General features: G+C 63.3%; 17 protein-coding genes. 9 read left to right on the forward strand and 8 right to left on the reverse strand.

Features of this window, described 5'->3' with window-relative positions; genetic code table 11:
• Positions 1-248 precede the first annotated feature (248 nt).
• Positions 249-1595 carry an oxygen-independent coproporphyrinogen III oxidase gene (hemN, locus tag L0F51_RS13690; protein WP_234629761.1) on the forward strand — a complete coding sequence of 449 codons (1347 nt, stop codon included), beginning with the start codon at positions 249-251 and terminating at the stop codon, positions 1593-1595.
• 343 nt (positions 1596-1938) lie between these two features.
• Here hemN and L0F51_RS13695 read toward each other — a convergent pair whose 3' ends face one another.
• The 6 genes from L0F51_RS13695 to L0F51_RS13720 form a co-directional block, all read right to left on the reverse strand.
• Positions 1939-2343 (reverse strand): hypothetical protein, encoded by a 405-nt coding sequence (locus tag L0F51_RS13695; protein WP_234629762.1) that lies wholly within the window; start codon positions 2341-2343, stop codon positions 1939-1941.
• Between the two features lie 5 nt (positions 2344-2348).
• On the reverse strand, positions 2349-2618 hold the full coding sequence (locus L0F51_RS13700; protein WP_234629763.1) for a hypothetical protein: 270 nt from the start codon (positions 2616-2618) through the stop codon (positions 2349-2351).
• A gap of 60 nt (positions 2619-2678) precedes the next feature.
• Positions 2679-2918 (reverse strand): hypothetical protein, encoded by a 240-nt coding sequence (locus L0F51_RS13705; protein WP_234629764.1) that lies wholly within the window; start codon positions 2916-2918, stop codon positions 2679-2681.
• 3 nt (positions 2919-2921) lie between these two features.
• Positions 2922-3074: a hypothetical protein gene (locus tag L0F51_RS13710; RefSeq protein ID WP_234629765.1), complete on the reverse strand. Its 153-nt coding sequence runs from the start codon at positions 3072-3074 to the stop codon at positions 2922-2924.
• Between the two features lie 123 nt (positions 3075-3197).
• Positions 3198-3389 carry a hypothetical protein gene (locus L0F51_RS13715; RefSeq protein ID WP_128292082.1) on the reverse strand — a complete coding sequence of 64 codons (192 nt, stop codon included), beginning with the start codon at positions 3387-3389 and terminating at the stop codon, positions 3198-3200.
• Between the two features lie 61 nt (positions 3390-3450).
• Positions 3451-3660: a cold-shock protein gene (locus L0F51_RS13720; RefSeq protein ID WP_092808877.1), complete on the reverse strand. Its 210-nt coding sequence runs from the start codon at positions 3658-3660 to the stop codon at positions 3451-3453.
• Positions 3661-3971: 311 nt separating this feature from the next.
• Between L0F51_RS13720 and L0F51_RS13725 the strand changes: the two genes are divergently transcribed.
• Together L0F51_RS13725 and L0F51_RS13730 are read left to right on the forward strand one after the other, a co-directional pair.
• Complete coding sequence (locus L0F51_RS13725; RefSeq protein ID WP_234629766.1) at positions 3972-4286, forward strand: hypothetical protein; 315 nt, start codon at positions 3972-3974, stop codon at positions 4284-4286.
• 3 nt (positions 4287-4289) lie between these two features.
• Positions 4290-4847 carry a DUF421 domain-containing protein gene (locus L0F51_RS13730; protein ID WP_234629767.1) on the forward strand — a complete coding sequence of 186 codons (558 nt, stop codon included), beginning with the start codon at positions 4290-4292 and terminating at the stop codon, positions 4845-4847.
• On the opposite strand, the gene L0F51_RS13735 is transcribed toward L0F51_RS13730, so the two are convergent.
• Positions 4839-5186, reverse strand: a complete 348-nt coding sequence (locus tag L0F51_RS13735; RefSeq protein WP_370642411.1) for a winged helix-turn-helix transcriptional regulator — start codon at positions 5184-5186, stop codon at positions 4839-4841. The genes L0F51_RS13730 and L0F51_RS13735 overlap by 9 nt on opposite strands.
• A 115-nt stretch (positions 5187-5301) precedes the next feature.
• Here L0F51_RS13735 and L0F51_RS13740 point away from each other — a divergent pair, with 115 nt between their 5' ends.
• From L0F51_RS13740 to L0F51_RS13755, 4 genes are all read left to right on the forward strand, one after another.
• A complete protein-coding gene (locus tag L0F51_RS13740; protein ID WP_234629769.1) occupies positions 5302-5856 on the forward strand; it encodes an NADPH-dependent FMN reductase in 555 nt (184 codons plus the stop codon).
• A gap of 260 nt (positions 5857-6116) precedes the next feature.
• Positions 6117-7280 carry an MFS transporter gene (locus L0F51_RS13745; protein ID WP_234629770.1) on the forward strand — a complete coding sequence of 388 codons (1164 nt, stop codon included), beginning with the start codon at positions 6117-6119 and terminating at the stop codon, positions 7278-7280.
• Positions 7281-7353: 73 nt separating this feature from the next.
• Complete coding sequence (locus L0F51_RS13750) at positions 7354-8319, forward strand: diacylglycerol kinase family protein (RefSeq protein ID WP_234629771.1); 966 nt, start codon at positions 7354-7356, stop codon at positions 8317-8319.
• Positions 8316-9200 (forward strand): metallophosphoesterase, encoded by an 885-nt coding sequence (locus L0F51_RS13755; RefSeq protein ID WP_234629772.1) that lies wholly within the window; start codon positions 8316-8318, stop codon positions 9198-9200. The genes L0F51_RS13750 and L0F51_RS13755 overlap by 4 nt, the downstream gene beginning before the upstream one ends.
• Here L0F51_RS13755 and L0F51_RS13760 read toward each other — a convergent pair.
• Complete coding sequence (locus L0F51_RS13760) at positions 9179-9733, reverse strand: AAA family ATPase (protein ID WP_234629773.1); 555 nt, start codon at positions 9731-9733, stop codon at positions 9179-9181. The two genes, L0F51_RS13755 and L0F51_RS13760, sit on opposite strands and share 22 nt — an antisense overlap.
• Before the next feature lie 476 nt (positions 9734-10209).
• Here L0F51_RS13760 and L0F51_RS13765 point away from each other — a divergent pair, with 476 nt between their 5' ends.
• A complete protein-coding gene (locus L0F51_RS13765) occupies positions 10210-10911 on the forward strand; it encodes a GntR family transcriptional regulator (RefSeq protein WP_234629774.1) in 702 nt (233 codons plus the stop codon).
• Positions 10912-11177: 266 nt separating this feature from the next.
• Entirely contained in the window at positions 11178-12086 is a 909-nt protein-coding gene (locus L0F51_RS13770) for an NAD(P)-dependent oxidoreductase (RefSeq protein ID WP_234630354.1), read from the forward strand.
• Positions 12087-12227 lie beyond the last annotated feature (141 nt).

Below are 12227 nucleotides of genomic sequence, written 5' to 3' on the forward strand. Positions count from 1 at the left end.
GGGATAGATGACGAAGCGGCACCTTGTCCACGAATCTTGTTGAGAGAGCCGCTTCGCCGGGCATACGCAGGCCTCGCGGCGCACCGAAAAAGTGGAGGCGCAAGGCCGCGTTCGCGGGGCTTCTCGGATCGCCAAGCCGTTCAGATTGCAGAAGGACATGCCAGCGTGCGCGTCAAACCTTGCGGCGGCCGATTTCCTCTTTGACATTGATCAAGGACGCCTTCGACGAAAGCATTAGAAATACCCAAATGGTTCCTGATCTCGTCCGCAAATACGCGGCGCCTGTGCCGCGTTACACCAGTTATCCGACGGCGCCCCACTTCAACGAAGAAGTGGACGGCAAGGTCGCGAAAGCCTGGCTGAAAGAGCTTAAGCCCAATACCAGGGCTTCGCTCTACTTCCACATCCCGTTCTGCGATACGCTGTGCTGGTTCTGCGGCTGCACGACCCGGCATGTGCTGCGCTACGATCCGGTGCTGCCGTACCTCAAGACGCTGAAGGACGAGCTGAAGCTCGTGGCCGAGCTTGCGCCGGACATCAACGTCGAGGGCGTGCATTGGGGCGGCGGCTCGCCGACCTTGCTGAAGCCGGACGACATCATCGAGCTGGCCTCTGCGATCCGTGAGGCCTTCCCGTCCGCGGCGGATGCCGAATTCGCGATCGAGATCGATCCGCGAGAATTCGACGACGCGCGTGTGGAAGCACTCGCCAAGGCCGGGTTTACCCGCGCCTCGATCGGCGTGCAGGACTTCGACACGAAGGTGCAGGCCTCCATCAACCGCATGCAGAGCTTCGAGGAGACGGAATCGGCCGTCAATCGGCTGCGGGCTGCCGGCATTCGCTCCATCAATGTCGATCTCGTCTATGGCCTGCCATATCAGAGCCGGGACAAGCTCGTACGCACGGTCGAACAGATCCTGACCCTCAGGCCGGACCGCGTGGCTCTCTTCGGCTATGCGCATGTGCCCTCGGTCATCCCACGCCAGAAGATGATCCCGACGGACGAACTGCCGGACGTTCTGGAGCGCTTTGCGCAGGCCAATCGCGCGGCCACGCTCTTCACCGGGGCCGGCTATCAGCGCATCGGCTTCGACCATTTCGCCGTGCCGGAGGATTCCCTTGCCGTGGCCGCGTGGGAGGGTCGCCTCCACCGCAACTTCCAGGGCTATACGACGGACGAGGCCGACGCTCTGATCGGTTTCGGCGCATCGTCCATCAGCAAGCTCCCGCAGGGTTATCTGCAGAACGAGAAAACGACCCGGCGCTATGCGGCCGAGATCGAAAAAGGCGAGCTTGCGACCGTTCGCGGCTTCGAGCTTTCCCAGGCCGACCGGGTCCGGGCCTTCGTGATCGAGCGGCTGTTGTGCGACTTCGCCTTCTCGGCGGGGACCTTGAAGGCGCATTTCGGTGCGCTGGCCGATCCCGTCATCAACGATGCCCGCTATTTCGCGGAATCGGACCCCGACGGGCTCTTCTCACGCGTCGGCGACCGCTTCGTCGTCACCGATCGCGGCAGGCCCTTCGTGCGCAGCGTTGCAGCTTCTTTCGACGCTTATCTCGGGACGCGTGCGGCCACGCATTCGACTGCCGTCTAGAACGCCAGGCACGGGCGGAGCTGCCAATGGCGGCTTCTGCCCCTGTGCCGGCGCCGGCAGTCGCGGCCGCTTGGGGGCGTATCCTGGGGTGAGCGTCGAAAGAGCCTTGTCCGCAAGCCCCTCATCCATCGGCTTCTCGTCCGTCAGGCATAAACGACACATGCACTCCGGCCCCGTGATGGGCGGCCGAAGTCAGCCTGACACATTTGCCAATGCCTGGGCATCGCGTTGCCAGCAGGGCCCGCGCGATGCGAGCTCAGCACGCGCGGCATGCTCCCGTGAGCGCCGCGGTTATGGCGATCTTGCTATGAACGTCGCCTCGGTTCGCCCCCGCGGCCGTCAGCTAGATTTCTGAAACCTCTTCGGCCTCGTCAGGCTCATCGATTTCATCGTCAATGTCGTCCTCGATGTCGGCAGCAGGCGCCGGCGCCGCTTTCTTCGCTTTCGGCTTTCTCTTTGGGGCTTTGGCCCCATCGGCTCCGGCGTTCGCACCGGCCTTTTTGGAAGCCGCGCTCTTCGTCGCCCGCTTCTTTCGGGTGGTCTCTTTCGGCGCGTTCTCTTCTGCTTCCGTCGCTATCCCGGCGTCATCAGCTTCTTTGGCAAGACGCTGTGCCCGCAGTCTTGCGGTCTTCTGGCGTGCCGCGTTGAGCTCCGCATCGATCACCGCTTTCGCTGCGGCAGTCGTGGCATCGGCCTTGTCGCGGCGCAGCTTGACGCTGTCACCTTTGCCCTGCGTTTTTGTAGACATCGACATCACCCTTGATTTGTGGGCGGCGCGGATTCAGCGTCGTCGGCGTCGGACGGGCTCGCGCCAGATGGGGAGATTTCCGCCCCCGCCTCATCGATGATGCGTTCGATGCGTGCGAGTTGGTCGTCCGTAAGCATGGTATGGGTCCCCCGCTGATCGAGCCGCGCCTTCTGGCTTTCGAGAAACTCCCGCTGCGGAGGCGTGACGTTGTCGCTCGAAAGCGCATGCGCCATCCGCGCCTTGAGCTCGGCCACGTCCTTCACGCTCCTCGCCATGGCGCTCCCCTTCGCGGGCTTCCCCTGCGTCGACGACTTCGTCGGCGTTCCCATTTTAGATTATCGCTTGGGCCGGAAAGAGCTGCCCTGTGTCGCACCCTCAGCAAGCGGGCGCAGCAGCATCATATGACGGGTGGACAGGACGACATCCGGCAACGTCCCGGGTGCGCCGAGCCTGATTTCCTTGGCTGCGAGAAAGTCCGTCTTTTCGAGAAGGAGCCGCATCTCTTCGACAGATGCCATCTCATGCTCGATGAGGAGCTTGTCGCCGCTCGACATGGTGACTTCGAAGCGCGCCACAGATTATTTCTTCTGGCCGAGCTTGAGAGGCGTCCCACTGGAACCCGAAGAGCCGAGCTCTGCCGTCTCCATATATTTCGGGCTGTGCTTGGCGCCCTTTTCTTTGCTCTTCGGCTTCTTGGCTTCCTTGGAAGCCCGCATCTGCCCTTTTGCCATGACCTACATCCTCTCCGAACCGAATTGCACATCGTGCGCCGTTCGGGCGTTGCGCGGGAGCGGCAGGCGCGGAAAGCCGGCCTTGGTTCGGAAGGACCGTCTCCGGGCCTGAGACATACGCCGTTAAAGGCGCGACAACTGACTTTCCTGGACGACGCGCTGCTGCGAGCTCACCGTGCTTTGCACACGGTACTGGCAATCGCCGTGTTCCTCGGGCAGCAAAGCCAGGATTTTGTAGACGCCGGCGACACCCGGGCCGACGGTCTTTTGCGACAGGCGGACCGTCTGGCCCACCTTGAATGAATGGCTGGTCATATTCCCTCCGCCGTACGGCATGGGAAGAGAAGGCGCAGGCGAGCCTGCGCCTTCTGAAAAATCAGGCGTGCTGCAGGTTCGTTGCAGCTTCCTTGCCGGAGCGGCGATCCGCCTCAACGTCGAAGGAAACGCGCTGACCTTCGACGAGGCCGCGCATGCCGGCACGCTCGAGAGCCGTGGCATGGACGAACACGTCCTTGCCGCCGTCCTCCGGCTGGATGAAGCCATAACCCTTCTGGGAATTGTAGAATTTTACGGTACCAACCGCCATGGAATGTTCCTTTCGCAGAACGCGTATGGGTACACGTGACGCGACATGCGCACGTGTGTGGAAGTCGAGTTTTGGAGGAAGTCTGAACCCGCGCCCGGCGAAACGGGACTTAACGGCCAAATTGTCCGGCCAAAGATCGATGGTTGTTCTTGTAGACTGCAATTGCGGCATTAACAAGAAAAACTCCGCCCCAGGCCGGACAAGCCCCGGAACTCTCGAAAATGCCGGTTGTTGGTAAGTGAGACTGCATGGCCGCGGCGCCGCCGCCCGCAGGCCTTGCAGCGCAACAGCATGTTTCAAGAGGAGGCCCCATGGCCCGTCTCGTCGCCGCCGGCGCAGCCACCGCTCTGATCACCCTCGCGATCGCGGCCCCGGCCGCAGCGCAGGAGCGCTTTCCCGCCTGCCAGTCGCAGCAGAGCCTACAACAGATCATCGGCAGCAACGGGGAATTGATGCCGTCCGACTGCCGCAATCTCACCATCACGCGCCTCGAGAGCGACAGCGGCTCGCTCTGTCTCATCGACTTTTCCAATGCCGGAGGCGGCGTCGTGCAGGCCTTACGCGATGCGGCCATGCCGGAGAAATGGTGGGTGCGTTGCGATCAGCTCAGCGACACGGGAGGCTGATCGATGTTTTTTGACAGCTGGGGCGACCTCTTCCGCATCCTCGTTATCGGCATTCTGGCCTATGGCGGGCTCGTCCTCCTGCTGCGGGCGACCGGCAAGCGCACCTTGTCTAAAATGAACGCCTTCGATTTCATCGTCACGGTGGCGCTCGGCTCCATACTGGCCACCGTGCTGTTGTCGAGCGAGGTTTCGTTGAGCGAAGGTCTGTTCGCCTTCGCCCTCCTGTGCCTCCTGCAATATGCCGTGGCTTACGTCTCGGTGCGCTCGGAGCGGTTTCAGTCGCTCGTCAAGGCTGACCCCTCGCTCGTCTTCTTTCGCGGCCGCTTCCTCCACACCATGCTCAAGAAGGAGCGTGTCACGGAAGAAGAGGTCTACGCAGCCATGCGCGCGGCGGGGATGGCCGACATCGACGCCGTCGCGGCCGTGGTCCTGGAAACGGACGGTTCGATCAGCGTCGTTCCCGCAGCAAACGAGCCGGAGGGCGAACCGGCCAAGGCGTCCACTCTGCGGCATGTTCAAGGCCGACAGGAAGCTCGCGCCGAGGCAGGTCTGTCAGGCTGAGCGGCCGGTCCGCTCCGGACATGCATCATCGAAACGACGGCGGGCGTCTTCGACCTGCGCCTGGTTTTGCCGCGCCCATGCCGCCAACGCCGTCACCGGCACGAGGAGATCGCGGCCGAGCTCGGTGAGCTCATATTCGACCTTCGGCGGCACGGTCCCGTAATCGCGGCGCAACACGAAACCGTCGCGCTCCAAAGCCCGCAACGTGGCCGTCAGCATTTTCTGGGAAATGCCGCCGATCTCGCGCTTCAACTCTCCAAAGCGCAGGGGCGCATCGCCCAGCAAGGTGATGACGAGGACCGACCATTTGTCGCCGATGCGCGACAGGATCTCGCTCACAGGCCGGCAATCCGACGGGAGGTGACAGATCTGCGGTTTCAAAAAAGTGCCTTCTTGTGGCCCCCGGCGGGGCTGCCCTATCTGACGGTCACCAATGGTAACCAGGAAAGGCCTTATGCGAAAGATAGCAGTTCTCGTAGGCAGCCTACGGCGCGCCTCCATCAACCGGACCCTCGCTCATGCGCTTGAGAAGCTCGGCAAGGATGAGTTCACCTTCATCTATCCGGACCTCAACCTGCCGCTCTACAACAACGACCTGTGGGAGAATCCACCGGCTTCCGTGCTGGCGCTGAAGCGCGATCTTGCCGACGCCGACGGCATCATCTTCGCCACGCCGGAATTCAACCGGTCGATCCCGGCCGTCCTCAAGAACGCCATTGACTGGGGGTCCCGCCCCTACGGCGAAAGCTCCTGGACCGGCAAGCCGATCTCCGTCATCGGCGCGTCTCCCGGCCGGATCGGAACCGCCGCCGCACAGGTCGGTCTGCGCAGCGTCCTCGTCACCCAGAACGCCTTTGTCATGGGCCAGCCGGAGGTTTACCTCGCCTTCCCGGAAGGGCTGATCGACGGGGAGCTCACCGTCACCGACGAGACCACCCGCAACTTCCTCAAGGAATATCTTTCGCGTTTCGGCGAGTGGATCGACAAAATGCCAAAGCTCGACAAGTAGCGTCCGGTTCAGGCTTCCGACTTCGCCTCAGACCTTTGTCTGAGGCGCATCGATCTTTTCGCTTCAAGGACGGGACGCCCGTCCTTGCCTCCCCTCGGCATACGTCCCCAAGACGCCCCGAGCGAGCCGAGACCCGTGCGTTCCGGACACGAACGCACCGGAGACGGATGGCGGAATCCGCGTTACGACGTTATCTCGTGATGCACGGCCGGCGCATCTACCCGGTCCGTTTGGCGGCGCGTGGCCAGGGGGCGTTTCACATGTCGGTCGGCAAAGCGTCAGAGGCGGTCTTCGTGCTCGACCGGGCTGCCATCGCGGCGGTGATCCTCGGCGTCACCGCCTTTTCGGTCTCCCAGGGCCTTACCTATCCCCTCATTTCGCTCATCATGGCCCGTCAGGGCGTCACCGATAGCGTCATCGGACTCAATGCCGGCGTCTTCAGCCTCGGTCTTGCCGTCTCCACCCTCGCCATCGGCCCTTTGACGGCAAGGCTGGCCGGCGACAAGATCATCATCGTGGGCCTTGCTGGCTGCTCCCTCTGCCTCTTCGTCTTCGGCATCACGGATTCGCTGGCCGTCTGGTTCCTCGCCCGCTTCCTGCTCGGGATCTGCGTCAATCTCGTCTTCATGCTGAGCGAAGCCTGGCTCAATGCTGCCTGCCCGGATCATCTGAGAGGGAGGATCTCGGGACTTTACGGCGCCGGCATGTGCGCGGGATTTGCCGCCGGCCCCCTCGCCATTCCGTTTTTCGGCAGCGACAGCAGCTTTCCCTTCGCCATCCTTGCCGTCTATCTCGCCATCGTCGCGTTCGCGACCGCCGTTCTGAGCCGCCGCGCCCGCACACGGCCACAACCTTCACCCCCCGGCGCGCTGGTCACATTCGTACGTTCCGCCCCTGCGCTCGTCGTCATGGTGTTTGCTTTCGGCTTTGCCGACATCGCCGCGATCTCCGTCATGCCGGTCTATTTCGTGAAGACGGGACATTCGGAAGCCTTTGCGGCAATCGCGGTGACCATGGTCGCGCTGCCGACCGCGCTCGCGCAGCCCGTCGTCGGCCTGCTCCTCGACCGCCTGCCCCGCCACGGGGTCGCGATCGCCTGCGGCCTCATTGCCGGCGCCACCTTCATCATCATTCCCTTTCTGGAATCGGAGCCCGCGATCCTCGCCGTCTTTGCCCTGATGGGGGCCGCGGAATTCGCCCTTTACACCTGCGCGCTCACGCTTCTCGGCACGCACTATACCGGCGGCCTTCTCGTCGCCGGCAGTGCCGTCTTTGGCCTCTCTTACGCGATCGGGAGCGCGGGCGGGTCCACCGCCACGGCCTCGGCAATGGACATTTTTTCTCCGGCCGGGGCACCGGTCACCGCGGGGCTCGTTCTGTTCGTCCTCGTTGCCCTGATGTTGCGCTTGCAGTCCGACCGATGAACCGTTCGCCTCCTGGTGCATTCACGCAGGAGACGCCGGATCGACCGGCCGCAACCAAGGCAAGCCGCGTTTCATGCACCCGCTTCGCATCCATGTCGTCTTCAACGCCAATTCCGGGACCGCGGCCAATTTGACACCGGCCTCGCTCGGCGAGCGTTTCGCCGCCGCCGGTTTCGACGCCACCATCGACAGCAATACGGACCGCCCGCTACAGGAACGCGCCCAAGAGGCCGCATCTTCACAGGCCGATATTGTCGTCGCCGCCGGGGGTGACGGCACCGTTACGGCCGTCGCCTCGGCACTTCGAGGACGCGACGAGACCCTTGCCATCCTGCCGCTCGGCACCGCCAATCTTCTTGCCCGCGACCTTGCCGTACCTCTCGACATCGAGGAGGCGATCGCAACGCTACGCGACATGCAGCCGAGAAGGATCGATATCGGCGAGGTGAACGGGCGGGTGTTCCTGCACAAGGTCGTCATCGGCTTCGCACCTGCCGTGGCAGCCGGCCGCGAGCATCTGCGCGACAATCCGGGTTTCGGAACGCGGCTCAGCTTCCTGCGCTTTTTCTGGCGCCGCCTCACCCACCCCCAGGACCTGCGCGTCACGTTGCAGCGGGATGGCGCCGACAACACGGAAACCTTGCGTGTCCGCTCCATCGCCGTTGCCAACAATGCCTATGACGAGGAGCTCGGCCGCTTCTTTTCCCGCCGCAGGCTCGATCGCGGGCTTCTGACGATCTACGCGCTGCGCCATCTCGGCCTCCTCGATCTTCTCCGGCTCGTGGCCGGCATGGCGGTCGGGCGCTGGCGCGATGACGAAGCGCTCATCATCCATGAGGCGCATGACGTGCGGCTGTCGACGCAGCGTCGGCTGGTACAGGCGATGATCGACGGCGAGGTCGAAAAGATCCGCCCGCCTCTCGATTTTCGCGTTCACCCCCAGGCCCTCACGGTGCTCGCCCCGGTCGCGCAGACAGGCGAGACGGCAGAAGGGGGCGCGATTGCCTCAGCACCTTTTCAGGAGCGGGCGTCGGCATGAGAATCGCACATCTTTCCGATCTCCATTTCGGGCATCATGACCCGCGGCTGGCCACCTCGCTCCAGGAAGATCTCCTCGCCTCGCAGCCCGATCTCGTCGTGGTCAGCGGCGACTTCACCCAGCGCGGGGAGGCCGACGAATTCGCCGAAGCCGGCGCCTTTCTCGACGCCCTGCCGATGCCGACCTTCTGCGTTCCGGGAAATCACGACGTGCCGGCCGTCAATCTCATCGACCGCTTCCTAACGCCCTACCGGCTCTACAAGAAACACATATCCCGTGATCTGGAGCCGTTCGCGGAGATGGACGGCGTTGCCATTGCTGGTCTCAAAACCTCGCGGCGCATGCGGCTCGGCCTGAATTGGGCGCACGGCTCCTTGAGCCATGACCAGCTCGATGCGCTTGGCTCCCGCTTCGATGCGGCCGACGCCTCGGCCCTGCGTGTCGTGGTCGCCCACCATCCGCTGCTTCTGCCCGATCCACCGATCGACATGCGGCGGGTGAAGCGGGCGGACCTTGCTCTCGAGACCTTCGCCGGGCTCGGCGTGCGGCTCGTTCTCTCAGGACATTTCCATATGGCCTATGTCCGCAAGCATGGCGGTCCCGCGGAGAAAAAAGAGGGTGAGCCGACCGGCGGGCGCGAGGCCGCACACGCGCCCATCCTGGTGGCGCAGGCCGCGACCTCGATCTCGACACGGTTGCGCGGTGAGCCGAACGCCTACAATTCCATCGCCATCGAAAACGGGTCGATCGACATCGCGGTCAGAGCCTGGGACGGCGAAACCTGGCACCAGAGGCCCGCCGATATCTTGCACAAAGACACTCCTGAGGCAGAATCGGAGATGCCGGAGACGAGGCGGCTTCACGCCGCGGCGATCCGCTGAAGGATCGCGCCAACGAGCTTTGTGCGTCCCTCGTCGTGGTCAGCAACGGCGATGACCTCGTCGTCGGCATGGGCACGGACCAGATCTTCGACGCGCGCGTCGATTCTCAGCGCCTCGTCACCACTCTCGAGCCGGCCGTAGGTCTCGTACTCCGCCTGCGGGCGGACGATCAGAACGTCGAGGCGGCGGACGCTTTTGTGGCACCAGATGCAGAGCTCGTGGAAGGCCGTGGGATAATGGGGCGCGGCGTAGACGCTCGCCAAAAGCACGCATCCATCGACCACAATCACATCGACCTTGCCGAGAAGCTCTTCGACGGGCGCCCATTGCTCGCCGAGAATGGTGATCTTGTTGGCGATCGCATGCGGTCGGCCTTCCCAGATCCGCCTCTTGGTCACCTCGGTCACGAGTTCACAGGCAACGTGACGCCGCTTCAGATCGGAAAAGAGCCCCGCGGCGAATGTCGATTTGCCGACGCCCGGACCTCCCAGGATATTGACCACCAGGGTTTCGCGCGAAGCGGAGGCATTCATTGCTCGACCTTTCACGACGGAGCGCTTCGTTCAATCAAGAGCCGACGCAAAGCCATATGCGGCCGCCCCCGGCTTGCAGCGCAGAGGCGGGATGCGAGGCTCGAATGCTGAGATGGACGACTTGCAAAACTCTGTCGCCTTGACCTGATCTCAGCGCATCCGATAGCCGATGGTGCCTCCTGGCGCATCCCCTGGCGGCAGAGATCGGCCCATTGATCGGTCTATTCAAACGCGCTGATGGCGGGCGTTGGCCGGACCACGCATTGAAGGCGCGACTTTCGAGCGCGGCCCACTGGGATGGCATAAAGGTGCATATGCCCGGGCCTCTAAAGATTGTAGGACCGTCATGCGATCATTACGAATGCTAGACACGTCTGCGTTGCTGAACAATAATCTTCATGTCTGCGGGATCCGAGCGGGTCGGTGAGCGGGCGGCGGAAGCGACCAGTCCGGCAAGGGGAAAAGCAGTGCCCGGAATGAATGAAACGAAGGTGAGGGACGAGGAATTCCGCGTTCCACGCCCGGCGGCAACTTTGCGCCACAGCGTCACGGAAAGCATCCGCCAGGCCATTGCAGCCGGGCGGTTTCGCCCGGGCGAGCGCATGCCGGAGCGCGATTTGTGCGAGATGACGGGCGTCAGCCGAACGCTCGTGCGCGAAGCCCTCCGCCAGCTCGAATCGGAAGGCCTCATCGAGGTCATCGCCCATAAGGGACCGGTTGTCTCCCGGATCACCGCGGCGCAGGCGATCGGGGTTTATCAGGTGCGCGAGGTGCTGGAAGGCCTGGCGGCCGAGCTCTTTGCCGAGCACGCGACGGATAACGACCGCGAGGCGCTGAAAGCCGCGTTCGAGGAGGTCAAGAAGGCCGACATCGCCGCGACGCGCATCGCGCTGAAGAACAAATTCTACGATTGCCTGGTCACGGGCACCGGCAACGAAGCGCTGGGCAAGACGCTCTACATGCTGAACGCGCGCACCATGCTTTTGCGGGCGCAATCGCTGCAGGCCCCCAATCGCTGGCAGCAGAGCCTGAGCGAGCTGCAGACGCTCCTCGACGCGCTCGATCGCCGCGACGCCGCAGGGGCGAAGGCGATCGCCACGGACCATGTGCGGCGCGCCGCGGCGGCGGCCATGCACACATTTTCCATGGATACGCGCGACAAGAAGCGTCGCGCCTGAAGGCCCGTTTTTCAGGCCAGACGGGGCCCACCAAACCCTCCCCTCCGGCGTTGCCTCCGACCTTGGGTTTCATGTTCTACGTGTTCCCACCAGGACACGCAGGACGCGCGATCAACCACTAATAATATTGTATTACGGTATTAAGATCGATAAGGTAGCTCCGCTTGCGGGTTCCCGCGTCGGCGTCGGATGAGGCCGCTGCAGGCAAAATCCCGCCATCGCAACGAATAATCGGCAGGCTGTCGAGCCGCCAATCGTGGAGGAATATCTTGAGCGACAAAATCGGCTTCATCGGTCTTGGAAATATGGGGGTCCCGATGGCTGGGCGCCTCTTGGACGCCGGCAACCCGCTCGTCGTTTATGATGCGCGCGAAAGTGCAATCGCACCCTTCGTGGAACGCGGCGCCAAGGCGGCAAATTCGGCGGCCGATCTCGCCTCTCAGGTCGACACCGTCTTCCTGTCGCTTCCGACACCGCCGATCGTGGAGGCCGTGGCCTTCGGCGATAACGGGCTCGCGGAAGGAAGCCAGGTGAAGCGGATCGTGGATCTGTCCACGACGGGTCCGCAAATGGCGGAAACGCTGGCGAAAAAGATGCAGGACAAGGGCGTGACCTGGCTCGATTCCCCGGTGAGCGGCGGCGTCGGCGGCGCCAAGGCCGGCACCCTCGCCGTCATGTTCTCCGGTCCGAAAGGCGACTACGACAACCTCCTGCCGCAGCTCAAGGCGATCGGCAAGCCGTTCTATGTGAGCGACAAGCCGGGCCTCGCCCAGACGATGAAGCTCGTCAACAATTTGTTATCTGCAGCGGCCATGGCTCTCAGCTCGGAAGCTGTAGCGATGGGTGCGAAGGCCGGGCTGTCGCCGGATGTGATGATCGACGTCATCAATGCCGGCAGCGGTCGCAACACCGCGACCATGCAGAAATTCCCCCAGTCGATCCTGCCGGGCACCTTCGATTACGGCTTCTCCTCCGGGCTCATGTTCAAGGACGTCAAGCTCTTCAACGAGGTCGCCAAGTCGATGGGCCTCAACCTGCCCGGCTGCGAAACGGTCTTCGATATCTGGCAGGATGCCGTCGACAAGCTCGGCGCGGATTCCGATTTCACCAAGGTGGTGACGCTGACGGAGAAAGCCGCCGGCGTCAGCCTGCGCAGCGACGGCGCCACCGGCTGAATTCCGGGAAGGCGCGGCGGCCGCACAGGGCAGCGTAGCGCTTTTCTTTCTGCATAAAGTACACTTCTGCGACGACAGCACGCGCGGAAAGCGCGGGCTGTCGCCTGCAAAATTGTTCTGAAATATTCTGATCATACAATC

It is taken from the genome of Afifella sp. H1R, from assembly GCF_021462425.1.
Lineage (GTDB): Bacteria > Pseudomonadota > Alphaproteobacteria > Rhizobiales > Afifellaceae > Afifella > Afifella aestuarii.